The following is a 23498-nucleotide window of genomic DNA, read 5'->3' as shown; positions in this document are numbered from 1 at the left end:
GGAGACCGACATCGGTCTCCGGCCCCCTTCGTCAGGGCTCGTCCGGGAGCGGATCTCGCTCCCCGCGCTCGGCTACTTCGGCTGCGGCTTGCGCACCGAGAGGTGCAGCTCGCGCAGTCGCGCCTCCTCCAGCTCCGTCGGCGCGCCCATCATCAGGTCCTGGGCGTTGCCGTTGAGCGGGAAGGAGATCGTCTCGCGGATGTTGGGCTCGTCCGCGAGGAGCATGACGATCCGGTCGACGCCGGGGGCGATACCGCCGTGCGGCGGGGCGCCGAAGCGGAAGGCGCGCAGCATGCCCGCGAACTTCTCCTCGACGGTCTCACGGTCGTAGCCCGCGATCTCGAAGGCCTTGAGCATGATCTCCGGCTCGTGGTTCCGGATCGCGCCGGAGGACAGCTCGACGCCGTTGCAGACGATGTCGTACTGCCAGCCCAGGATGTCCAGCGGGTCCTGGGTCTGGAGGGCCTCCAGGCCGCCCTGCGGCATCGAGAAGGGGTTGTGCGAGAAGTCGATCGCGCCGGTCTCCTCGTCCTTCTCGTACATCGGGAAGTCGACGATCCAGCAGAACCGGAAGACGTTCTCCTCGAAGTGGCCGGCGCGCTTGGCGGCCTCGACGCGGACCGCGCCCATGATCTTCGAGACCTCGTCGAACTCGCCCGCACCGAAGAAGACGGCGTGACCGGCCGCCAGCGACAGGCGCTTGGTCAGCTCGGCGACGTTCTCCTCGGTCAGGAACTTCGCGATCGGGCCGGTCAGCGAGCCGTCCTCGGCGACCCGGACCCAGGCCAGGCCCTTCGCGCCCAGCGTCACGGCGAAGTCGCCGAGCTGGTCGAAGAACTTGCGGGGCTGGGCGGAGACGTCCGGCACCGGCAGCGCGCGCACGTGCTTGCCGGCGAACGCCTTGAACTCCGAGCCCTCGAAGATGTCGGTGATGTCGACCAGTTCGAGCTGCGCCCGCAGGTCCGGCTTGTCGGAGCCGTACTTCAGCATCGCCTCACGGAACGGGATCCGCGGGAACGGGGACGTCACATGACGGCCGTTGCCGAACTCCTCGAAGAGCTCCGTCATGAGCTTCTCGATGGGCTGGAAGACGTCCTCCTGCTCGACGAAGGACATCTCCACGTCGAGCTGGTAGAACTCGCCCGGCGAACGGTCCGCGCGGGCGTCCTCGTCGCGGAAGCAGGGCGCGATCTGGAAGTACCGGTCGAAGCCGGAGATCATCAGCAGCTGCTTGAACTGCTGCGGGGCCTGCGGCAGCGCGTAGAACTTGCCCGGGTTCAGGCGGGACGGCACGACGAAGTCGCGGGCGCCCTCGGGGGAGGTGGCGCTCAGGATCGGGGTCGCCATCTCGTTGAAGCCCAGTGCCGTCATCTTGTGGCGGATCGCCGAGATGACCGCCGTACGCAGCATGATGTTGCGGTGCATACGCTCGCGGCGCAGGTCCAGGAAGCGGTACTCCAGGCGCCGCTCCTCGTTGACCCCGTCCTCGGCGTTGATCGTGAAAGGCAGCGGCTGGGCGGCGCCGAGCAGCTCGACCTCGCCGACCTCGACCTCGACCTCACCGGTGGGCAGCTCGGGGTTGACGTTGTCGCTGCCACGGGAGACGACCTTGCCGTCGACGCGGACGGTCGACTCCTTGGTCACCTTGTCGAGAGCCTCGTACGCGGGCGTGCCGGGGCGGGCGACGAGCTGCGTGATGCCGTAGTGATCGCGCAGATCGATGAAGAGGATGCCACCCAGGTCGCGCCGATTGTGCAGCCAGCCACTCAGCCGGACGTCGGTGCCGACGTCAGAGGCGCGGAGCTCGCCGCAGGTGTGGGACCTGTACCGATGCATCGTCGTTCATCCAGCCTTCGCGGATCGGGGTTGCGTTTCACGTGAAACCTCACCCCAGCCTACCGGCCAGCCCGTGATCACCTCCCCACCATTGGTACGGCAGGTCCGGGGGCGGGCCCGCCGCGAGGGCCCGGACAGAACCTGCGCTACGGCTCCGACGGCCCGGACGGCACCTGCGACGGCCCGGGCGGCCCGGACGGCAGGTGACGGGTGCGCAGTTCGTGCAGGACCCCGAAGACGGCCGCCGTCAGCGGCACCGACAGCAGCATCCCGAGGATCCCGGCCACGGACGCGCCCGCGGTGATCGCCAGCATCACCACGGCCGGATGCATCTGCACGGTCCGGCTCTGGATCGCCGGCTGGAGCACGTGCCCCTCCAGCAACTGCACCCCCACCACCACACCGAGCGCCCACAGCGCGATCACGAATCCGCGTTCGGCGAGCGCGACCAGCACGGCCACCGAGCCGGAGAGGAAGGCCCCGAGGTAGGGGATGTAGGCGGCGACGAAGACGAGCGCCCCGAGCCCGATCGCCCCCGGCACCCGCAGGATCAGCAGACCGACGGTGATGCAGACCGCGTCGATCAGCGCGATGAGCGTCGTCCCCCGCATGAACCCCTCGACGGCCTCGAAGGCGCGCCGCGCCATCACCTCCACGGTGTCGGCGGTGCCCCGCGGGGCGAGCGACCTGAGCGCGGGGGAGACCCGGTGGGCGTCGCGCAGGAAGAAGAAGACGAGCAGCAGGGCCAGAACGGCGACGGCGATGGTCTCGCCGACGACGCTGACCCCGCTGATGACGTTGGAGGCGGCGGTCCCGCCGAACCGGGCGAGCAGCTCCCGGCTGTGGCCGGCGAGGTCGTCCAGCGAGGTGCCGGCGGCGCCGAAGTGGTCGGCGATGCTGCGCGCCGCGGTCCTGAGCGAGGCGACGATCTCGTCCCCGGTGTGGACGAGCGCCGCGACGACGATGTAGACGGCCCCGCCGACCACGGCCACCACGGCGACGCAGGTGACCACGGCCGCCACGGACCGGTTGACCCCGGCCTTCACCAGCCGGCGGTGCAGCGGCCCGAGCAGCGCGGTCCCCAGCAGCGCGAGCAGCACGGGCGTCACGGCCGTACGGAGCTCGGCGCACAGCCGGATCCCGAGATAGCCGACTCCGGCGACCAGCAGGACGACGGCACACCAGGCGGCGAGCCGACGGGCGGGATCGGGAAGCAGGTGCACACCTCCACCCGATCACGCGGCGGGCGGGCCGTCCCGTCGGGACGGCCCGCCCGGGTGACGGAGCGTCAGGCCTGCGGTCCGCCCTCGGTCATCCCGTGCACCGCCGGGACGGTCCCCAGGCGGCCCTTCTGGAAGTCCTCGAACGCCTGCTGGAGCTCCCTCTGGTTGTTCATCACGAACGGGCCGTAGTGGGCCATGGGCTCACGGATGGGCTGTCCGCCCAGGAGCACGACCTCCAGGTCCGGGGTGTGGGAGTCCTGCCGCTCGTCCGCGCGGACGGTCAGCGAGGAGCCCGTGCCGAAGACGGCCGTCTGGCCCAGCTGGATCGGCCGGCGCTCGGCGCCCACCGAACCCCGCCCGGCCAGCACGTAGGCGAGGCCGTTGAAGTCCTCGCGCCACGGCAGGGTGAGCTCGGCACCCGCGGCCAGCGTCGCGTGGATCATCGTGATCGGGGTGTGGGTGATGCCGGGGCCCTGGTGGCCGTCCAGCTCACCGGCGATGACCCGCAGCAGCGCGCCGCCGTCGGGGGTGGACAGCAGCTGGACGTTGCCGCCGCGGATGTCCTGGTAGCGCGGGGCCATCATCTTGTCCTTGGCCGGGAGGTTCACCCACAGCTGGAGGCCGTGGAAGAGGCCGCCCGACATGACCAGGGACTCCGGCGGCGCCTCGATGTGCAGCAGGCCCGAGCCCGCCGTCATCCACTGGGTGTCGCCGTTGGTGATGGTGCCGCCACCGCCGTTGGAGTCCTGGTGGTCGAAGACGCCGTCGATGATGTAGGTCACGGTCTCGAAGCCGCGGTGCGGGTGCCAGGGGGTGCCCTTGGGCTCGCCCGGCGCGTACTCCACCTCGCCCATCTGGTCCATCATGATGAACGGGTCCAGGTGGCGGTAGTTGATCCCGGCGAACGCGCGGCGCACCGGGAAGCCCTCGCCCTCGAAGCCGCTGGGCGCGGTCGTCACGGTGAGCACGGGGCGGGCCACCGCGTCGGCGGGAGCGGCCACACGGGGCAGCGTCAACGGGTTCTCGACGGTTACTGCGGGCATGTCGGTACCTCCTTGTGCAACCAGATTAGTTGAGCATTGAACTTTCTGCCACCCTCAACGGGGAGAGCCCGGAGGGAATTCCCTCCGGGCTCGGGTCGTGTCATCGGGGTCGGCCGGGGCGGCAGGATCGGACGGCCGGGGCAGCCGGTCAGCCGTACATGCGACGCATCGCGAATTCGACCATCTGTTCTACGGCTTTGGCGTCGAAGACCATCCGGTACTCGCCCTCCATGTCGAGGACGAACCCGTACCCGGTCGGCAGCAGGTCGATCACCTCGGCGCCGGTGATCACGAAGTACTTGGACTCCTTGCCCGCGTACCGGCGCAGCTCCTTGAGGGAGGAGAACATCGGGATCACCGGCTGCTGGGTGTTGTGCAGCGCGAGGAAGCCCGGGTTGTCGCCACGCGGGCAGTACACCTTCGAGGTCGCGAACACCTGCTGGAAGTCCTCGGCGGCCACCTGGCCCGTGGTGAAGGCGCGGACCGCGTCCACCAGGGAGGGGGGCGACGGTTCCGGGTAGAGCGGCGGCTGCTGGCCGTAACCGCCGACACCGCCGGGCATCTGCTGCTGCGGCGGGGCGTACCCCTGCTGGGCACCCGCGCTCTGGTCGTAGCCGTACATGCCCCAAAGAGTAACGAGTCACAGATGACCCGATCGGGGTTGCATCTTATTACTGGCGGGTAGCATCATCTAGCTACTTGTTGGTAAGTGAAACAGTCGCGAGGATTCAGCGCCTCGCCGATCCCGCTACGGAGCCGTCGCCATGGGGCACTACAAGTCGAATCTCCGCGACATCGAGTTCAACCTCTTCGAGGTGCTCGGTCGCGACAAGCTGTACGGCAGCGGCCCGTTCGAGGAGATGGACACCGAGACCGCCAAGAGCGTCCTCGCCGAGCTGACCCGCCTGGCGGAGAACGAGCTGGCCGAGTCCTTCACCGACGCCGACCGCAACCCGCCGGTCTTCGACCCGGAGACGAACACCGCCCCGGTGCCGGCCTCCTTCAAGAAGTCGTACAAGGCGTTCATGGACTCCGAGTACTGGCGCCTCGGCGTGCCCGAGGAGATCGGCGGCTCCACCTCGCCCCGCTCCCTGATATGGGCGTACGCGGAGCTGATCCTCGGCGCGAACCCGGCGGTCTGGATGTACTCCTCCGGCCCCGCGTTCGCGGGCATCCTCTTCGAGGAGGGCAACGACGTCCAGAAGCACATCGCCGCGATGGCCGTCGAGAAGCGCTGGGGCTCCACGATGGTCCTCACCGAGCCCGACGCCGGCTCGGACGTGGGCGCCGGCCGCACCAAGGCGATCCAGCAGGAGGACGGCTCCTGGCACATCGAGGGCGTGAAGCGCTTCATCACCTCCGGTGAGCACGACATGGAGGAGAACATCCTCCACTACGTCCTCGCCCGCCCCGAGGGCCACGGCCCCGGCACCAAGGGCCTGTCCCTCTTCCTCGTCCCGAAGTACGAGTTCGACTTCGAGACCGGCGAGCTGGGCGAGCGCAACGGCGTCTACGCGACGAACGTCGAGCACAAGATGGGCCTCAAGGCCTCCAACACCTGCGAGATGACCTTCGGCGACCGCCACCCCGCCAAGGGCTGGCTGATCGGCGACAAGCACGACGGCATCCGCCAGATGTTCCGCATCATCGAGTTCGCCCGCATGATGGTCGGCACGAAGGCAATCTCCACCCTGTCGACGGGCTACCTGAACGCGCTGGAGTACGCCAAGGAGCGCGTCCAGGGCACCGACCTCGCGAACTTCATGGACAAGACCGCGCCCAAGGTCACCATCACGCACCACCCCGACGTGCGCCGCTCGCTCATGACGCAGAAGGCGTACGCCGAGGGCATGCGCGCCCTGGTCCTGTACACGGCCGCGGTCCAGGACGAGATCCAGATCAAGGAGGCCGCCGGCGAGGACACCTCCGCCGCCGAGGCCCTGAACGACCTCCTCCTGCCGATCGTCAAGGGCTACGGCTCCGAGAAGGGCTACGAGCAGCTCGCCCAGTCGCTCCAGACCTTCGGCGGCTCCGGCTTCCTCCAGGAATACCCGATCGAGCAGTACATCCGCGACGCCAAGATCGACACCCTGTACGAGGGCACCACGGCGATCCAGGGCCAGGACTTCTTCTTCCGGAAGATCGTCCGCAACCAGGGCGCCGCGCTGAACTCCCTGGCCGAGGACATCAAGAAGTTCCTCGCCATCGGCACGGGCGGCGAGGAGCTGTCCGCCGCCCGCGACCACCTGGCCAAGGCGGCCGTCGAGCTGGAGGCCATCGTCGGCCTGATGCTGACCGACCTCGCCTCGACCGAGCAGGACGTCAAGAACATCTACAAGGTGGGCCTGAACACCACCCGTCTGCTGATGGCCTCCGGCGACGTGGTCGTCGGCTACCTGCTGCTCAAGGGCGCCGCGGTCGCCGCGGAGAAGCTGGAGACGGCCTCCGCCAAGGACCGGGCCTTCTACACCGGCAAGATCGCGGCGGCGAAGTTCTTCGCGGCCAACGTCCTGCCCGGCGTCACCCTGGCCCGCAAGGTCGCCACGGACGTCGACCTGGAGCTGATGGAGCTGGACGAGGCCGCCTTCTAGTCCGCACGGAAGCAGCTCCACCAAGCCCTCACGAGGGCCCGTTCCCAGTGATGGGGAGCGGGCCCTCGTCCGTCGTTAAGGTGAACCCATGAGCGAACCCTCCCGCTTCGACCGCGGCCACACCGACGACCTCATGACCTTCCTGAGCGCCAGCCCGTCGCCGTACCACGCGGTGGCGAACGCCGCCGAACGGCTGGAGAAGGCCGGCTTCCGGCAGGTCTCGGAGACGGACGCCTGGGACGGGACGAGCGGCGGCAAGTACGTGCTGCGCGGCGGCGCCATCGTGGCCTGGTACGTCCCCGCGGGCGCCGCGCCGCACACCCCCTTCCGGATCGTCGGGGCGCACACCGACTCGCCCAACCTGCGGGTCAAGCCGCTGCCCGACACCGGCGCGCACGGCTGGCGGCAGGTGGCCGTGGAGATCTACGGCGGTCCGCTGCTCAACTCCTGGCTCGACCGCGACCTGGGCCTGGCGGGACGGCTGACGCTGCGGGACGGTTCGACGCGTCTGGTCGACGTCGACCGGCCGCTGCTGCGCGTGCCGCAGCTCGCCATCCACCTCGACCGCGCGGTCAACTCCGACGGTCTCAAGCTCGACAAGCAGCGCCACCTCCAGCCCGTCTGGGGCCTCGGCGACCGGGTGCGCGACGGCGACCTGATCGCCTTCGTGGAGGAGGAGGCGGGCCTCGCCGCGGGCGAGGTGACCGGCTGGGACCTGATGACGCACTCCGTGGAGGCGCCCGCCTACCTGGGCCGCGACAAGGACCTCGTGGCCGGTCCGCGGATGGACAACCTGCTGTCGGTGCACTCCGGCACCGCGGCGCTGGCGGCGGTGGCGGCCCTGGACGACCTGCCGTACATCCCCGTCCTCGCCGCCTTCGACCACGAGGAGAACGGCTCGCAGTCCGACACCGGCGCGGACGGCCCGCTGCTGGGCAGCGTGCTGGAGCGTTCGGTGTTCGCCCGCGGAGGGTCGTACGAGGACCGGGCCCGTGCCTTCGCCGGCACCGTCTGCCTGTCCTCCGACACCGGCCACGCGGTCCACCCCAACTACGCCGAGCGGCACGACCCGACGCACCACCCGCGCGTCAACGGCGGCCCCATCCTCAAGGTGAACGTCAACAACCGCTACGCCACCGACGGTACGGGCCGCGCGGTGTTCGCCGCCGCCTGCGAGAAGGCGGACGTCCCGTTCCAGTTCTTCGTCTCCAACAACTCCATGCCCTGCGGCACGACCATCGGCCCGATCACCGCGGCCCGCCACGGCATCCGGACCGTCGACATCGGCGTGGCCATCCTGTCGATGCACAGCGCACGGGAGTTGTGCGGCGCGGACGACCCGCACCTGCTGGCGAACGCGCTGACGGCCTTCCTGGCGGGTTAGCAACATCCCGCCGCGGCATGGGTGTTGCCCGCCGGGGTACCCGCAGTCCAGGACCGGAACGACCGGTCAGGACAGGGAGGCGAGCCTGATGGGTCTCGGCGGATGCATCATCCTCATCGGAGTGGGAGCCATACTCACGTTCGCGACCGACTGGCACATGCAGGGAGTCGACCTCGACATGGTCGGCATCATCCTGATGCTGGTCGGACTGATCGGTGTGGCGACGTTCAGCGGACTCGCGCGGCGCCGGCGGGTGGTCGTACCGCCCGCGGCCACCGTCGTCGAGGAGGAGCGGCACCACCACCGCGACGGCTACTCCGACGGGTACGGCGTGTGATCCCGGCACGACGCCGCAGTCCCCGGCCGCGCGGGCGGACCGCTCACTCGATGTGAGTCACGGAGCGTGAAGCGTTGACCCCGCATTGTCAAATAATGTGGCTATCGTGAAGACTCTGTCGCGCAGAGGCCATGGAGTCTTGCAATTCCACGACGGGGGAGCTCTGCCGTGCACGACCCGGCGGTACTCGGCGACCCCGCCGCAAGGGGCAATGCGACCAGTTCGGCCAATTCACCCTCCGGGCGTCACGGCGCCCGCCGCGCGCACGCCGCGCACGAGGAACCGGTGGACAACCCCCGGCTCGCGGTACTGATCCCGGCGCACAACGAGCAGGACCGCATCGCCGACGCCATCGACGGCCTGTGGCGGCAGAACCGGCGCCCCGACCTGATCGTGGTGGTCGCCGACAACTGCACCGACGACACCGCCGCCGTGGCCACCGCCCACGGCGCCCAGGTCTTCCACACCCAGGGCAACACCCACAAGAAGGCCGGCGCCCTCAACCAGGCCATCGCCTGGATGCTGCCCCACCTCGACGACCGCGACCTGCTGCTGGTGCAGGACGCGGACACCGTGCTGAACCCCTGGTTCACCGAGACCGCCATCGCCACCTTCAACCGCAAGGTCGGCGCCGTCGGCGGTGTCTTCTACGGCGAGGAGGGCGGCGGACTCCTCGGCCTGCTCCAGCGCATGGAGTTCCACCGCTACGCCTGGGAGCTGGACCGCACCGGCGGCAGGGCCCAGGTGCTGACCGGCACCGGAACCATGTTCCGGGCCCGGGTGCTGCGCGAGGTGCGCGCCGCCCGCCGCGCCGGCACGATCGGCGGCGGCAACAGCTACTACAGCCTCGCCTCGCTCACCGAGGACGACGAGATGACCAAGGCGGTCAAGACCCTCGGCTACCGGGCCATGTCCCCGGCCGGCTGCGCGGTCGTCACCGAGGTCATGCCCACCCTGCCCAAGCTGTGGCACCAGCGGCTGCGCTGGCAGCGCGGAGCGCTGGAGAACCTCCGCGACTACGGCTGGACCCGGGTCACCGCCCGCTACTTCGTCCAGCAGTTCCTGATGGGCTTCGGCGCGCTGTCCTTCCTCGTCTACCTGACCTTCATGGCCATGTCCACGGCGATCTACGGCCTGCCCGGCCTGTCCCCGTTCTGGACCTCGATCGGCCTGATCTTCGTGGTCGAGAAGACCGTCTCCGTGCGTCGCGCCGGCCCCAGGGCACTCCTGGTGGCCCTGCTGATGGTCCCGGAGATGCTCTACGACCTGTTCCAGCACGCCGTCTACTTCTCCTCGCTGTGGGGCCTGTTCCGCCGCAGCGAGGAGAAGTGGGTGGCCACCTGAGCCCCCACACCCTCCGCCGACACCTGAGCACCGAGGAGAAACGACCGTGTACGGACGAGTGATAGGCGTCGGCACCACCGGCGCCGGAGGGGCCACGCTGGCCGCCACCGGGATGTGGATGAACAGCATGGCCCTGATGGTGGCCGCCACCACGCTGGTGGCGGCCGGAGTGGCCCTGTTCAAGCTGGCGCCGCGCCCGCGCCGCCGCTGAACCGCCGGACGCCCTGGGACGTCAGGCGTCCCGCGCCGTCTCCTGGCCGTCCATGCCGGCCAGGACCAACGGCAGCCGGTCCGCCCCGCCTTCGGTGAGGCGGACCGGAACACCCCAGTCCTGCTGGTGCACATGGCAGGCCGGATATTCGTTGGCCGGATCGTCGTCGCACGAAGCGGCCATCGCCGAGACGTGCAGCACGCCCTCGGTGACCGCCGGGTCCAGCTCCAGCGTGCGCGAGAGGTCCGTGTCCGCGCCCTCCCCCGCCAGCAGCAGTCCGGGCGGGGTCGAGGAGACCAGCAACCGGGTCGAGGGACCGTAGCGGGTGTCCAGCTTCTGGCCCGCCGGAGCCTGGAAGATCACATCCAGCCGCAGCCTGCCGGGCCGCACCTCGGTGGCCGCACGCTGCGTGCGGTGGGCGACCGACTCCACCCGCACCGCCTCCTCCGGCAGCCGCAGCCGGGTCAGCCGGTGCCGGGCCGACTCCACGACCACGATGTCCTCGCCGACGAGCACGGCGTCGCTCGGTTCCCGCAGATCCGTGGCCAGCGTGCTCACCTCGCCGGTCACGGGGTCGTAGCGGCGCAGCGCGTGGTTGTAGGTGTCGGCGACGGCGACCGAACCGTCGGGCAGCGCGGTCACCCCCAGCGGGTGCTGGAGCAGCGCCTGCCCGGCGGCACCGTCCCGGTGCCCGAAGTCGAACAGGCCGGTGCCCACCGCCGTGTGGACGACGCCGTCGAGATCCACCCAGCGCAGCGCGGACGTCTCGGAGTCGGCGAGCCACAGCCGGTCGGCGGTGGCCGCGAGCCCCGAGGGCTGGGCGAACCAGGCCTCGGCCCCCGGCCCGTCGACGAGCCCCTCGTTGGTCGTCCCCGCCGCGACCGCGACGGTCCCGGCGGCGGGGTCGTACGCCCACAGCTGGTGGACGCCCGCCATCGCGATCCACACCCGGCCGCCGAAGACGGCCACGTCCCACGGCGAGGACAGGTCGACCTCCCGGGCCGGTCCGGACGACGGCGAGCCCTGCCACCACTGGCGGCCGGTGCCCGCGAGGGTCGTCACCTCGCCGGTCGACAGCTCCAGGCGCCGCAGGGCGTGGTTGACCGTGTCGGCGACCACCACGTCCCCGTCCAGCAGCGTCAGCCCCTGCGGCTCGTTGAAGGTCGCCGTGTCCGCCGTACCGTCCGCGAACCCGCGCGCGCCCGATCCGATCCGCCGCACGACCGTCTCGCCGTCCTCGGCGAACTCCACCAGCTGATGCCGGGTCGTGTCGCTGACCAGGAAGGTCCCGGAGGGCAGCAGCAGCGCCTTGCCGGGGAAGCGCAGCACCGTCGGCTCGGGCTCCGGCGCCACGTACGGCCCGTCGCCGCGGCGCAGCGTGCCCTTCGCCTCGTGCTCGGCCTCCAGTTCCTCGACGAGCCGCGCGATCGCGTGCGCGTGTCCCTCACCGGCGTGCTGCGCGACGACGTACCCCTCGGGGTCGATCACGACCAGCGTCGGCCAGGCCCGCACCGCGTACTGCTTCCAGGTGGCGAGCTCCGGGTCGTCGAGCACGGGGTGCTCCACCCCGTAGCGCTCGACCGCGTCCACGACCGCCTGGTGCTCGGCCTCGTGCACGAACTTCGGCGAGTGGACCCCGACGATCACGACGGTGTCCCGGTGCTTCTCCTCCAGCTCCCGCAGCTCGTCGAGGACGTGCAGGCAGTTGATGCAGCAGAAGGTCCAAAAATCCAAGATCAATATGCGGCCTCGGAAGTCGGCGAGCTTCAGGTCCTTCCCGCCCGTGTTGATCCAGCCGCCCTTGCCGATCAGCTCGGGGGCACGGACACGGGCACGGCGGGGAGAGGAGTCGCTCATGACCCCAGAGTGCCATCACCGCTGCTGGGGCGTGGTCCCGCCCTGGTGGATCACATCCGTGCCGGGGAACGGGACCCCGGACACAGAGGGTGATCGCTCCGTGACGACCGGACCGCTTCGGGGAAGTCATGCGGGCATGAGATTCCTGGTACGCGACCGGCTGCTCGGCTTCGGCGACGACTACTGGATCGAGGACGAGCACGGCGAGAAGGTCTTCCTCGTCGACGGCAAGGCGATGCGGCTGCGCGACACCTTCGAGCTGAAGGACGCCCGCGGCCGCGTCCTGATCGACTTCCACCGCAGGATGCTGACGCTGCGGGACACGATGGCGATCGAGCGGGACGGCGAGCCGCTCGCGACGATCCGCCGCAAACGGCTCTCCCTGCTGCGCAACCACTACCGGGTGTCCCTCGTGGACGGCACCGAGCTGGACGTCGGCGGCAGGGTCCTCGACCGCGAGTTCGCCGTCGAGTACGACGGCGAACTGCTCGCCGTCGTCTCCCGGCGGTGGCTGCACGTACGGGAGACGTACGGCGTCGACGTCGTACGGGAGGACGCCGATCCGGCGCTGCTGATCGCGGTGGCGGTGTGCGTCATCCACCTGGCGGAGCAGGAGCGGGAGGGGGAACGGGTGCGGGACTGATCCCGGCTCCTCAGCGAAGGGGGGCGGCCAGTCCCAGGACGCGGTCCTTCAGGGCGGGGAACTGCTCCCGGACCGTGGCGACCTTCGCCGGGTCGAACTCCACGGTGAGGACCTCCTCCTCGGGACCCGCCTGCGCGAGGACCTCGCCCCAGGGATCGACCACGATCGAGTGACCCGCCTGGGGAACTCCCGCATGGGTCCCGGCCGTTCCGCACGCGAGCACGAACGCCTGGTTCTCCACCGCCCGCGCCTGGGCCAGCAGCGTCCAGTGCGCGCGCCGGCGCTCCGGCCAGCCGGCCGGGAGCAGCAGGACCTCGGCGCCGGCGTCGACGAGCCCGCGGAAGAGTTCGGGGAAACGGAGGTCGTAGCAGGTGGCCAGACCGACCGTCGTGCCGGCCAGGCGCGCGGTGCGCAGTTCCGTGCCCGCGCCCATGAGCACGGCCTCGCCCTTGTCGAACCCGAAGCGGTGGATCTTGCGGTAGGCGGCGGCGAGCTCTCCGGAGGGGGAGAAGAGGAGCGAGGTGTTGTAGAGGGAGCCTTCCGGGTCCCGCTCCGGGATCGAGCCCGCGTGCAGCCACACGCCCGCCTCGCTCGCGGCCTTCGCCATCGCCTCGTGGGTCGGCCCGTCGAGCGGCTCCGCCTCGTCGGCGAACCGCTCGTAGGCGAAGGCGCCCGTGGTCCACAGCTCGGGCAGCATCACCAGGTCGGCGGCGCCGGCCCGATCGCGTACCAGAGAAGCCACCCGCGCCCGGCGTGACGCGGTCGATTCGCCTTCGTCCACGGCGACTTGGATCAAAGAGGCGCGCACACTACCACCGTCCTGGCATTCGAGCCGTCCACACGGGCCTACGATCGTCACACGAAAGCACTGCCGGGGTGCCTCGCAGCAGCGTAACTTGGGGGTCCCCCCGATTCGAGCGGAGCCGAGAATAGGGGGAGCCAAGGCACCCACCGATTGTCACCTCCCGCTGGCAACGCCGCCGTAAACCAACCGTGTACCGACCGCCGAGGGGTCCCGTTCCGTGAGTCTGCATCCCACCCTCCAGCCCTACGCCGACGCCTGGACCCACTCCATCGACGCGATATCCGAACTGGTCCAGCCGCTCGTGGAGGGCGAGTGGAACCGGCGGACCCCGTGCCCGGGATGGTCGGTCCGGGACGTCGTCTCGCATGTGATCGGCCTGGACTGCGAGATGCTGGGCGACCCGCGCCCCATCCACACCCTGCCGCGGGACCTGTTCCACGTCACCAACGAGCACCAGCGCTACATGGAGATGCAGGTCGACGTCCGCCGCCACCACACGGCGCCGGAGATGACGTCGGAGCTGGAGTACACGGTCATCCGCCGCAACCGTCAGCTGCGCAACGAGTCCCGCGATCCCGGCACGAAGGTGCGCGGCCACCTCAGCACCGAGGTCACCCTCGAGGAGTCCATGCGCACCCACGCGTTCAACGTCTGGGCGCACGAGCAGGACCTCCGGGCCGCGCTCGGCCGTCCGGGCAACCTCGACTCCCCCGGCGCGCACATCGCCCGCGACGTGCTGCTCGCCGGACTGCCCCAGGTCGTGGCCGACAAGGCGCAGGCTCCGCGCAGTTCGGCGGTCGTCCTCGACGTGCACGGACCCGTCGAGTTCCTGCGCACGATCCGCGTCGACATCCAGGGCCGCGGCACCCTGGAGACGGCCCCCGCCCTCGGCCCCGCCGCCACCCTCACCCTCGACTGGGAGACCTTCGTGCGTCTGGCCTGCGGCCGGGTGTCCGCGGACGCGGTGGCGGACCGGATCAAGGCGGAGGGCGACCCGGAGCTCGCCGAGGCGATCCTGCGGAACTTCGCGGTGACCCGGTAGTCCGGTGGTGCGGGTGACCCCGTGACGCGGTGATGCCGTGACGCGGTGATGCGGAGGCGTGCCGGCCCGGTGGGGCCGGCCACGGGCGGGGGACACCCGCCCGACCGCTCACCCTCACACCGGTACGTGCACCGTCTCCACCCGGGACGCCACCAGCCGCTCCCGCTCCCGCCGGGCCGCCCGACCGCGCAGGCGCAGGATCTGGGTGACGCCGAGCGCCTGGAGGACGAACACCGCGCAGAAGGCGACGGTGAAGTCGTCGCCGGTGGCGTCCAGCAGCACGCCCACCGCGAACAGCGTCGTCATCGAGGCGACGAACCCGCCCATGTTCGTGATGCCGGACGCGGTTCCCTGCCGCTCCGGCGGATTCGCCGGCCGCGCGAAGTCGAAGCCGAGCATCGACGCCGGTCCGCACGCCCCGAGCACCGCGCACAGCACGATCAGCAGCCACATCGGCGCGTGCGCGCCGGGCCAGGCCAGCGTCACCGCCCAGACCACGGCCGTGGCCCCCACCGTCCCCAGCGCCAACGGCAGCCGGGCCTCGTGGTGCCGGGCCACGACCTGGCCGTACACCAGGCCGACCAGCATGTTGGAGAGCACGACCAGCGTGAGGAGTTCACCGGCGGTGGCCCGGCTGAGCCCCTGCGCCTCGACCAGGAACGGCATCCCCCACAGCAGCAGGAACACCATCGCGGGGAACTGGGTGGTGAAGTGCACCCACAGCCCCAGCCGCGTACCCGGCTCCCGCCAGGACGCGGCGATCTGACGGCGGACGTAGGCGGCGCCCCGGTGCGGGAACGGCTCCGGCTCGCACCCCTCGGGGTGGTCCTCCAGGAACAGCAGCAGCAGGACGAGCACCACGACACCGGCGAGCGCGCTGCCCGCGAACGCCGCCGTCCAGCCGACGCCGTGCAGCAGCCGGGCCAGCACCAGCGTCGAGACCAGGTTGCCTGCCATGCCGGCCAGACCCGCGAGCTGCGCGACCAGCGGTCCGCGGCGCGCCGGGAACCAGCGCGAGCCGAGCCGCAGCACGCTGATGAACGTCATCGCGTCACCGCAGCCGAGCAGCGCCCGCGACGCGAGCGCCGTGCCGTACGTCGGCGAGAACGCGAAGCCCAGCTGCCCGGCCGTGAACAGCACGGCGCCGATGGCCAGCACCTTCCTGGTGCCGAGCCGGTCCACCAGGAGCCCCACGGGTATCTGCATGCCCGCGTACACCAGCAGTTGGAGGATGGAGAAGGTGGACAGCGCGGAGGCGCCCACGTGGAAGCGGTCGGCGGCGTCGAGTCCGGCCACGCCCAGGGACGTACGGAAGATGACGGCGACGAAGTAGACGGCGACGCCGATGGACCAGACGGCCACGGCACGACGGCCGCCCGGCGGGTCCGAGGGGAGCACGGTCGCGGGCCTGGCACCGCCGCTCATCGGACCTCGCCCCGGGCCAGATGGGAGAACCAGCCGATGTGCCGATGGACCAGGGAGACGGCCGCCTCCGCGTCCCCCGCGCGCAGCGCGCCGAGGATCTCCTCGTGCTCGGCGAGGGTCTTGGCGATCCGGTCGGGGTGGGAGTGCATCACCGCCACGCCCATCCGCAGCTGGCGGTCGCGGAGCTGGTCGTAGAGGCGGGAGAGGATCTCGTTGCCCCCGCTGCGGACGATCTCCGCGTGGAAGCAGCGGTCGGTGACGGCGGCGCCCGCCAGGTCCCCGGCGGCGGCCTGGGCCTTCTGCCGGGCCAGCAGCCCCTCCAGCCGTTCGACGAGACCGGCGGGGGCGGGTACGGCCTTGCGCGCCGCGTGCTCCTCCACCAGCAGCCGGGTCTCCACGACGTCGGCGATCTCCTGCGCGGAGACCGGCAGGACCAGGGCACCCTTCTTCGGGTAGAGCTTGATCAGCCCCTCGGCCTCCAGCCGCAGCAGTGCCTCGCGCACGGGGGTGCGCGAGACCCCGACGGCCTCGGCGAGCTCGCCCTCGGTGAGCAGGGTGCCGCCCTCGTAACGACGCTCCAGGACGGCTTGCTTGACGTGGCTGTAGACGCGGTCGGCGGCGGGTGCTTGTTTGACGGCCAGGCTCATGCCCACAGGATAGATACATCACGTACGCATGGTGGCGCCCGTTCCAGCATCCGGACCCCGGAGCGGGCGAGCCCCTCGCCCTTCACCCGTTCGGGGAATTCCGACCCAGCAACCGCACAACCTTCTGTGCTACTTACGTGTCACACACTTGCGGCCCTCTCGCTGTAGCCCGCCAACTCGGCCGCACAACAGGGGCATTCAACTTATTCGGGGTAACTCACTTGATAAAGGGCATTAAGGGCATCCGTCGCCGCCGTGTCGCCGCCGTAGCCGTCACCGCGGGCGCCGTGCTGGCCACCGGAGCCTTCGCCGCCGCACCCGCGCAGGCCGTCACCACGCCGTCGATCCTGGGCAAGACCGGCTATGTGATGAACAACGCGAACGGTGCGACGCTCTACAACAAGGGCATGGACACCAAGCTGTCCACCGGTTCCACCACGAAGATCATGACCGCCAAGGTCGTGCTCTCGCAGTCCAACCTCAACCTGGACGCCAAGGTCACCATCCAGAAGGCGTACAGCGACTACATCGTCGCCAAGGGCGCGTCGTCCGCCCACCTGATCGTCGGTGACAAGGTCACCGTCCGCCAGCTGCTCTACGGTCTGATGCTGCCCTCCGGCTGCGACGCCGCGTACGCGCTGGCCGACAAGTACGGCACCGGTTCGACCAGGGCCCTGCGGGTGAAGTCGTTCCTCGCCAAGATGAACGCCACCGCCAAGAGCCTCGGCATGACGAACAGCCACTTCGACTCGTTCGACGGCATCGGCAACGGTGGCAACTACTCGACGGCGAAGGACCTGACGAAGCTCGCCAGCAACGCGATGAAGAGCGCGAACTTCCGCGCGATCGTCAAGACCAAGTCGTACACGGCGAAGACGATCACCAAGACCGGCAGCACCCGCACCATGGCCGCGTGGACGAACACGAACACGCTGCTCAGCAGCTACAGCGGTGCCATCGGTGTGAAGACCGGCTCGGGCGCCGAGGCGAAGTACTGCCTCGTCTTCGCCGCGACCCGGGGCGGCAAGACCGTCATCGGCACGATCCTCGCCGACACCAACGCGACGCAGCGCGCCACGGACGCCACGAAGCTCCTCAACTACGGCTTCGCGCGACTGGCCTGACGCATCTGATCGAGGGGGTCCTTCCGCGGCGGCGGAAGGACCCCCTCGGTGTTTCCCGCCCGATTTCACCCGCAACGGTGAACATCATTGAGCTGGCTGGCATATTCGATTTGCTCCGCTCTACGTTCCGCAGCGGAGGTGGTTCACATGAATGAACCCAGCAAGCGGCCCGACGCGGGCAAGCAGCACGACGCGATCGACGTCGGCGACTTCGTCTACGCGGCCACGGGCGCCCGGGTCCGAAGGCTGACCCTGCCCGGCGGGGCGCACTGGTTCCCGGCGGTGGACGTGTGCAAGGAGTTGGGTTACAGCAACTCCCGGAAGGCGCTCTCCGACCACGTGCCCGAAGACCATCGAGACATGCTCGAGACCGTCACTGGAAGTTACGGTGTCAGCATTCCCGCAGGCAGGGGGTGGCGCCGAGACTTGCAGATGATCGACCTCCAGGGTCTGATCCTCCTCGTCAACGGTTGCACCAAGGCCGCCTGCGCACCCTTCAAGCAGTGGTGCGCCGAGGTGATCGAGACCGTCCAGCGCGATGGTTCCTACACGCTGGAGGAGGCCGAGGTGCAGCCCGCCGCACCCGGCGGCCCCATCGCGTACGCCATGCCGCAGCAGGTCGCCGACGCCATCGTCCGACTGGAGGAGCGCAACATCCAGGCGGACGAGCAACTCGCCGTCACCCGGCAGGAGTCGCTCGCCCTGCAACGCACCACGGTGGACCTCCAGACGAACATGACGGAGATGCAGCGCACCCTGGTGGAGATGCAGCGCGAGGCACTCGCGGCGCAGCAGGCCGTGGCGCTGGCCCTGGAGCGCATCGCGAACCGGCTCGACGCCCTGGCCCTCGACCGCCCGGCGCCCGCCGCGGCCTTCCCGGTGAACCCGACCACCGAGTCCGTGCTGGCCGACTGGCGGCAGCGGCTGTCCGTGACGTCGGACGTGTGGGCGGTGGCGGTGGCGATCGTCCCGGTCCTGGTCGAGACGGGTGAACTGCGTCAGCCGCTGGAGTCCATCGCGGCCCGTACGGGGCTCTCGGTGCACCGGGTGAACGACAGCCTGCGCATGCTGCGCAAGCACGCCTGCATCCACTCCCGGGGCGCCGGTGAGGACGGGGCGCCGGTCTACGTGCTCAACCGGCCCTGATGCGGAACACCTGACCCGGAACAGCAGAGAGGGGACGGTCGCAAACCGAAGTTGCGGCCGGCCCCTCTCTGCGTCGAGCCTATCCGGTCGAGGCGACCGTCATGCCCAGGTGATCAGTTTTTTCGGCTCCCCCAGGATCGCCGCGACATCCGCGAGCACCTTCGAGCCCAGTTCGCCGTCGACCAGACGGTGGTCGAAGCTCAGGGCCAGCGTGGTGACCTGACGGGGCTTCACCTTGCCCTTGTGGACCCACGGCTGGAGCTTGATCGCACCGACCGCGAGGATCGCGGACTCACCCGGATTGAGGATCGGCGTACCGGTGTCGACGCCGAAGACGCCGACGTTGGTGATCGTCACCGTCCCGCCCTGCATCGCCGTCGGCGAGGTCTTGCCCTCGCGCGCCGTGGACACCAGTTCGCCCAGTGCCTCGGCCAGCTGCGGCAGGGTCTTCGCCTGCGCGTCCTTGATGTTCGGCACGATCAGACCGCGCGGGGTGGCCGCCGCGATGCCCAGGTTGACGTAGTGCTTGAGCACGATCTCCTGGTTGGCCTCGTCCCAGGACGCGTTGACGTCCGGGTTGCGCTTGATGGCGACCAGCAGGGCCTTGGCGATCAGCAGCAGCGGGTTCACCCGCAGCCCCTGCATGTCCTTGTCCTGCTTCAGCTCCTCGACGAGCTTCAGCGTGCGGGTCACGTCGACCGTCACGAACTCCGTGACGTGCGGCGCGGTGAACGCCGAACCGACCATGGCCTGCGCGATCGCCTTGCGGACCCCCTTGACCGGGATCCGGGTCTCGCGGGCGGCGTCGTACGCCGCGACCGGAGCCGGAGCCTGCACCGGAGCCGGGGTGACGGCCGGGACGGGCGCCGCCTCGGTCACCGGAGCCGCTGCGGCCGGAGCCTGCGCGGCGGCCGCCGCCGCGTGCACGTCCTCACGCGTGACGATGCCGTCCGGACCGGACGGAACCACCTGCGCCAGGTCCACGCCCAGGTCCTTGGCCAGTTTGCGCACCGGGGGCTTCGCCAGCGGACGCTGCCCGGCGGTGGCGGTCGCGCCCGCGCCGTTCAGCTCGCCCTGGATCGCCGCCGCGGCCTGGTTCTCCTGGCCCGGGGCCGGCGTTCCCTTGCGGGGGCGCCGCCGGGTGGAGGAGGTGGCCACGCCGTAGCCGACGAGGACCGGCGTGCGGGCCGGCGCCGCCGGCTCCTTCTGCGCCGGGGGCTCCTCCTGCTGCGCCGCGGCGGGCGCCGGGGCCTCGACGGGGGCGGCCCCGCCCGCCACGTCCACCGCGATGATCGCCGTGCCCACGTCCACCGTGGTTCCTTCGGGGAACCGCAGTTCGCGGACCACTCCGTCATAGGGGATGGGGAGTTCGACGGCCGCCTTGGCGGTCTCGACCTCGCACACCACCTGGCCGTCCGTCACCGTGTCGCCGGGCTGGACGTACCACTTGAGGATCTCGGCCTCGGTGAGTCCCTCGCCCACGTCGGGCATCTTGAACTCGCGTACGGACCCTTCGGTCATCGTCGTCACGACCCTCTCCTCAGTACGCCAGGGCACGGTCGACGGCGTCGAGCACCCGGTCCAGGCCCGGCAGGTACTCCTCCTCCAGGCGGGCGGGCGGGTACGGGGCGTGGTAGCCGCCGACCCTGAGCACCGGAGCCTCCAGGTGGTAGAAGCAGCGCTCCGTGATCCGGGCGGCGATCTCCGCGCCGGAGCCGAAGAACACGGGCGCCTCGTGGACCACGACCAGGCGTCGGGTCTTCTCGACCGAGGCCTGGATGGTGTCGAAGTCCAGCGGGCTGACCGAGCGCAGGTCCACGACCTCCAGGGACTTGCCCTCCTCGGCGGCCGCGGCGGCGACCTCCAGGCACGTCTTGACCATCGGGCCGTACGCGACGAGCGTCAGGTCCGTGCCCTCGCGGGCGACGCGGGCCTTGTGCAGCTCGCCCGGGATGGCGTCGGTGTCGACCTCGCCCTTGTCCCAGTAGCGGCGCTTGGGCTCGAAGAAGATGACCGGGTCGTCGCTCTGGATCGCCTGCTGGAGCATCCAGTAGGCGTCGGAGGAGTTCGCCGGGGTGACGACCTTGAGGCCCGCGACGTGCGCGAAGAGCGACTCGGGGGACTCGGAGTGGTGCTCGACGGCGCCGATGCCGCCGCCGTACGGAATGCGGATGACGACCGGCACCTTCACGGCGCCGAGCGACCGGGCCCGCATCTTCGCGAGCTGGGTGACGATCTGGTCGTACGCCGGGAAGACGAAGCCGTCGAACTGGATCTCCACGACCGGCCGGTAGCCGCGCAGCGCGAGTCCGATCGCCGTGCCGACGATGCCGGACTCGGCGAGCGGGGTGTCGATGACCCGGTCCTCGCCGAAGTCCTTCTGGAGGCCGTCGGTGATCCGGAAGACTCCGCCCAGCTTGCCGACGTCCAGGCCCATGATGACGACCTTGGGGTCGGTCTCCAGGGCCTTGCGCAGCGACTCGTTGAGCGCCTTCGCGAGAGGAAGCGTCTGAACAGCCATGATTACTCGGCCTCTCCGCCCGTGAAGGACGCCTGGTAGGCGGCGAACTGCGCGCGCTCCTCGTCGACGAGCGCGTGCCCGTCCGCGTACACGTTGTCGAAGATCGCCATGTGCTCCGGGACGGGCATGGCCCGGACGACCTCGCGGACGTGCTTGCCGAGCGTCTCGCTCTCCGTCTCGAGCTCCTCGAAGAAGGCCGCGTCGGCGTGGCCCTCGCTCTCCAGGTAGGCCCGCAGGCGCAGGATCGGGTCCTTGGCCTCCCACGCCTCGCGCTCCGCGTCGCGGCGGTAGCGGGTCGGGTCGTCGGAGGTGGTGTGGGCGGCCATGCGGTACGTGAACGCCTCCACCAGCGTCGGTCCCTCGCCGCGCCGGGCGCGCTCCAGGGCCGCGCGGGTCACCGCGAGGCAGGCCAGGACGTCGTTGCCGTCGACCCGGACGCCGGGGAAGCCGAAGCCACGGGCGCGCTGGTAGAGCGGGACGCGGGTCTGCTTCTCGATGGGCTCGGAGATCGCCCACTGGTTGTTCTGGCAGAAGAACACGACCGGAGCGTTGTAGACCGCCGAGAAGACGAACGACTCGTTGACGTCGCCCTGGCTGGAGGCGCCGTCGCCGAAGTACGCGAGCACGGCGGAGTCCGCGCCGTCCTTGGAGACGCCCATCGCGTAGCCGGTGGCGTGCAGGGTCTGCGAGCCGAGGACGATCGTGTACAGGTGGAAGTTGTTGCTGTTGGGGTCCCAGCCGCCGTTGTTCACGCCGCGGAACATGCCGAGCAGGTTGGTCGGGTCGACCCCGCGGCACCAGGCGACGCCGTGCTCGCGGTAGGTCGGGAAGACGTAGTCGTCGTCGCGCAGGGCGCGGCCGGAGCCGATCTGGGCGGCCTCCTGGCCGAGCAGCGAGGCCCACAGGCCCAGCTCGCCCTGGCGCTGCAAGGACGTGGCCTCGGCGTCGAAGCGTCGGGTGAGCACCATGTCGCGGTACAGACCACGGAGCTCGTCGGGCGTCACGTCGGCGACGTACTGGTCGTAGTCGGCGTTCTTGACGCGCTTGCCCTCGGGCGTCAGCAGCTGGACGAGCTCCGGCTCCGCGCCCGCTGTGTCCGGCGTCCTGCCGGCGCTCGTGCGCTTGGTACCGGCGCTGCGTCGCGGCTTGCGCGCGGCAGTGCTCTCCACGGTCACGTGTAGCTCCTCCGTCGGTCCGGCCCCCGGGGTTGCCGGCAGGCTGGGGTCCCCCCTGCTCCTTTTTGGAGCCGGGGGGAGCGGCTCACCTGTTCCGGCACCCGTGCACGGGGTGGGTGCCACTCGGCCGGGAACAGGCGTGACAGGTGCCCCGGCGAGCGCCCTGCAACAGTCACGTTACCCAGTGCTCCACATTTCTGTGAAACCCCTCCTGACCTGCGATTTTGCTTGGATTTCCAAGTAAATCGGGATGGACGGGAAGGTCGCTGGTCACAGCCTTGCAGGAGGCCGGAGCAACGGCACGTTATCCCGGTCACCCATGTCACGGGAAGAGCTGACGTGGGAAACTGACCAGGTGCGCGAAGAGGGAAAAATCAGGGTCTTCCTCCTCGATGACCACGAGGTGGTGCGCCGCGGAGTGCACGAGATGCTCTCCGTCGAGGACGACATCGAGGTGGTGGGCGAGGCCGGTACGGCCGCCGAGGCCCTGGCGCGAATTCCGGCCACCCGGCCCGACGTGGCGGTCCTCGACGTCCGCCTGCCGGACGGCAGCGGGGTGGAGGTGTGCCGGGAGGTCCGGTCCCGGGACGACTCGGTCAGATGTCTGATGCTGACCTCGTTCGCGGACGACGAGGCCCTCCTGGACGCGATCATGGCGGGTGCCTCCGGCTATGTGCTGAAGGCCATCCGGGGCAACGAGCTGCTGACCGCCGTCCGTGCCGTCGCCGCCGGGAAGTCGCTGCTCGACCCGCAGGCCGCCGCGCGCGTGCGCGAGCGCCTGCACGAGGGCGGGCGGGCCAGGGCCGACGACCGGCTCGCCCGGCTGACGGAGCAGGAGCGCAGGATCCTCGACCTGATCGGCGAGGGGCTCACCAATCGCCAGATCGGCGAGCGGCTGCACCTCGCCGAGAAGACGATCAAGAACTACGTCTCGGGTCTGCTGGCGAAACTCGAGATGCAGCGGCGCTCCCAGGCCGCCGCCTTCGTGGCCCGGATGCAGGCCGGAAAAGAGTGAACACGCGTGCGCGGTGATCCTCATGGGCGGCGTCGAAGGCCGCCGGGACCGGTTCGAGCACACTATGTGATCACAAGCGACTGACCGCGACTTACTGTGACAACGCCCAGCTCACAGCCTTGTCCGGTG

The 23498-nt window shown here is 70.3% G+C and carries 21 protein-coding genes; 10 read left to right on the top strand and 11 right to left on the bottom strand.

Annotated features, from left to right (window positions below; genetic code table 11):
* Positions 1 to 72: 72 nt before the first annotated feature.
* The 4 genes from aspS to ACZ60B_RS03840 all read right to left on the bottom strand — a co-directional run bounded on the left by aspS (position 73) and on the right by ACZ60B_RS03840 (position 4724).
* Positions 73 to 1836: an aspartate--tRNA ligase gene (gene aspS / locus ACZ60B_RS03855; protein ID WP_469383894.1), complete on the bottom strand. Its 1764-nt coding sequence runs from the start codon at positions 1834 to 1836 to the stop codon at positions 73 to 75.
* Positions 1837 to 1982: 146 nt separating this feature from the next.
* Entirely contained in the window at positions 1983 to 3059 is a 1077-nt protein-coding gene (locus ACZ60B_RS03850; RefSeq protein ID WP_469383893.1) for an AI-2E family transporter, read from the bottom strand.
* Between the two features lie 65 nt (positions 3060 to 3124).
* The gene (locus ACZ60B_RS03845; RefSeq protein WP_469383892.1) at positions 3125 to 4102 is read right to left on the bottom strand and encodes a pirin family protein; all 978 of its coding nucleotides are present in this window, start codon (positions 4100 to 4102) and stop codon (positions 3125 to 3127) included.
* Positions 4103 to 4250: 148 nt separating this feature from the next.
* Complete coding sequence (locus ACZ60B_RS03840; protein ID WP_469383890.1) at positions 4251 to 4724, bottom strand: SseB family protein; 474 nt, start codon at positions 4722 to 4724, stop codon at positions 4251 to 4253.
* 142 nt (positions 4725 to 4866) lie between these two features.
* On the opposite strand from ACZ60B_RS03840, the gene ACZ60B_RS03835 reads away from it, so the two are divergent.
* The 5 genes from ACZ60B_RS03835 to ACZ60B_RS03815 all read left to right on the top strand — a co-directional run bounded on the left by ACZ60B_RS03835 (position 4867) and on the right by ACZ60B_RS03815 (position 9969).
* Positions 4867 to 6693, top strand: coding sequence for an acyl-CoA dehydrogenase (locus tag ACZ60B_RS03835; protein ID WP_469383888.1), 1827 nt, complete (start codon positions 4867 to 4869; stop codon positions 6691 to 6693).
* A gap of 88 nt (positions 6694 to 6781) precedes the next feature.
* The gene (locus tag ACZ60B_RS03830; protein WP_469383886.1) at positions 6782 to 8077 is read left to right on the top strand and encodes a M18 family aminopeptidase; all 1296 of its coding nucleotides are present in this window, start codon (positions 6782 to 6784) and stop codon (positions 8075 to 8077) included.
* A gap of 88 nt (positions 8078 to 8165) precedes the next feature.
* Entirely contained in the window at positions 8166 to 8414 is a 249-nt protein-coding gene (locus ACZ60B_RS03825) for a DUF6458 family protein (RefSeq protein WP_469383884.1), read from the top strand.
* Positions 8415 to 8699: 285 nt separating this feature from the next.
* Positions 8700 to 9758, top strand: coding sequence for a glycosyltransferase family 2 protein (locus tag ACZ60B_RS03820; protein ID WP_469384089.1), 1059 nt, complete (start codon positions 8700 to 8702; stop codon positions 9756 to 9758).
* Positions 9759 to 9804: 46 nt separating this feature from the next.
* The gene (locus ACZ60B_RS03815) at positions 9805 to 9969 is read left to right on the top strand and encodes a hypothetical protein (RefSeq protein ID WP_454400698.1); all 165 of its coding nucleotides are present in this window, start codon (positions 9805 to 9807) and stop codon (positions 9967 to 9969) included.
* A 21-nt stretch (positions 9970 to 9990) separates the two neighbouring features.
* On the opposite strand, the gene ACZ60B_RS03810 is transcribed toward ACZ60B_RS03815, so the two are convergent.
* Complete coding sequence (locus ACZ60B_RS03810; RefSeq protein ID WP_469383882.1) at positions 9991 to 11826, bottom strand: NHL domain-containing thioredoxin family protein; 1836 nt, start codon at positions 11824 to 11826, stop codon at positions 9991 to 9993.
* Between the two features lie 136 nt (positions 11827 to 11962).
* Here ACZ60B_RS03810 and ACZ60B_RS03805 point away from each other — a divergent pair, with 136 nt between their 5' ends.
* Positions 11963 to 12469, top strand: a complete 507-nt coding sequence (locus tag ACZ60B_RS03805) for an LURP-one-related/scramblase family protein (protein ID WP_469383880.1) — start codon at positions 11963 to 11965, stop codon at positions 12467 to 12469.
* Positions 12470 to 12479: 10 nt separating this feature from the next.
* Here ACZ60B_RS03805 and ACZ60B_RS03800 read toward each other — a convergent pair whose 3' ends face one another.
* Positions 12480 to 13277, bottom strand: a complete 798-nt coding sequence (locus tag ACZ60B_RS03800) for a carbon-nitrogen family hydrolase (RefSeq protein WP_469383879.1) — start codon at positions 13275 to 13277, stop codon at positions 12480 to 12482.
* Positions 13278 to 13491: 214 nt separating this feature from the next.
* On the opposite strand from ACZ60B_RS03800, the gene ACZ60B_RS03795 reads away from it, so the two are divergent.
* Entirely contained in the window at positions 13492 to 14316 is an 825-nt protein-coding gene (locus tag ACZ60B_RS03795; RefSeq protein WP_469383878.1) for a maleylpyruvate isomerase family mycothiol-dependent enzyme, read from the top strand.
* Between the two features lie 114 nt (positions 14317 to 14430).
* Here ACZ60B_RS03795 and ACZ60B_RS03790 read toward each other — a convergent pair whose 3' ends face one another.
* Positions 14431 to 15741: an MFS transporter gene (locus ACZ60B_RS03790; RefSeq protein WP_469383877.1), complete on the bottom strand. Its 1311-nt coding sequence runs from the start codon at positions 15739 to 15741 to the stop codon at positions 14431 to 14433.
* The gene (locus ACZ60B_RS03785; RefSeq protein WP_469383876.1) at positions 15738 to 16388 is read right to left on the bottom strand and encodes a GntR family transcriptional regulator; all 651 of its coding nucleotides are present in this window, start codon (positions 16386 to 16388) and stop codon (positions 15738 to 15740) included. Before ACZ60B_RS03785 ends, ACZ60B_RS03790 begins: the two co-directional genes overlap by 4 nt.
* Before the next feature lie 221 nt (positions 16389 to 16609).
* On the opposite strand from ACZ60B_RS03785, the gene ACZ60B_RS03780 reads away from it, so the two are divergent.
* Together ACZ60B_RS03780 and ACZ60B_RS03775 are read left to right on the top strand one after the other, a co-directional pair.
* Positions 16610 to 17512 carry a D-alanyl-D-alanine carboxypeptidase family protein gene (locus tag ACZ60B_RS03780; RefSeq protein ID WP_469383875.1) on the top strand — a complete coding sequence of 301 codons (903 nt, stop codon included), beginning with the start codon at positions 16610 to 16612 and terminating at the stop codon, positions 17510 to 17512.
* Positions 17513 to 17659: 147 nt separating this feature from the next.
* The gene (locus ACZ60B_RS03775; RefSeq protein WP_469383874.1) at positions 17660 to 18658 is read left to right on the top strand and encodes a BRO-N domain-containing protein; all 999 of its coding nucleotides are present in this window, start codon (positions 17660 to 17662) and stop codon (positions 18656 to 18658) included.
* 99 nt (positions 18659 to 18757) lie between these two features.
* Here ACZ60B_RS03775 and ACZ60B_RS03770 read toward each other — a convergent pair whose 3' ends face one another.
* The 3 genes from ACZ60B_RS03770 to pdhA are packed head-to-tail and all read right to left on the bottom strand — an operon-like array spanning position 18758 to position 22354.
* Positions 18758 to 20188 (bottom strand): dihydrolipoamide acetyltransferase family protein, encoded by a 1431-nt coding sequence (locus ACZ60B_RS03770; RefSeq protein ID WP_469383873.1) that lies wholly within the window; start codon positions 20186 to 20188, stop codon positions 18758 to 18760.
* A 10-nt stretch (positions 20189 to 20198) separates the two neighbouring features.
* A complete protein-coding gene (locus tag ACZ60B_RS03765; RefSeq protein ID WP_469383872.1) occupies positions 20199 to 21179 on the bottom strand; it encodes an alpha-ketoacid dehydrogenase subunit beta in 981 nt (326 codons plus the stop codon).
* Between the two features lie 2 nt (positions 21180 to 21181).
* Complete coding sequence (gene pdhA, locus ACZ60B_RS03760; protein WP_469383871.1) at positions 21182 to 22354, bottom strand: pyruvate dehydrogenase (acetyl-transferring) E1 component subunit alpha; 1173 nt, start codon at positions 22352 to 22354, stop codon at positions 21182 to 21184.
* A gap of 355 nt (positions 22355 to 22709) precedes the next feature.
* Between pdhA and ACZ60B_RS03755 the strand changes: the two genes are divergently transcribed.
* Positions 22710 to 23369, top strand: coding sequence for a response regulator (locus tag ACZ60B_RS03755; RefSeq protein ID WP_469383870.1), 660 nt, complete (start codon positions 22710 to 22712; stop codon positions 23367 to 23369).
* The last annotated feature ends 129 nt before the right edge of the window (positions 23370 to 23498 follow it).

This window comes from Streptomyces sp. NPDC104096 (assembly GCF_055584385.1).
The sequence above is the reverse complement of the archived record's forward strand: the minus strand, read 5'-3'. Positions and strand labels throughout refer to the sequence as shown.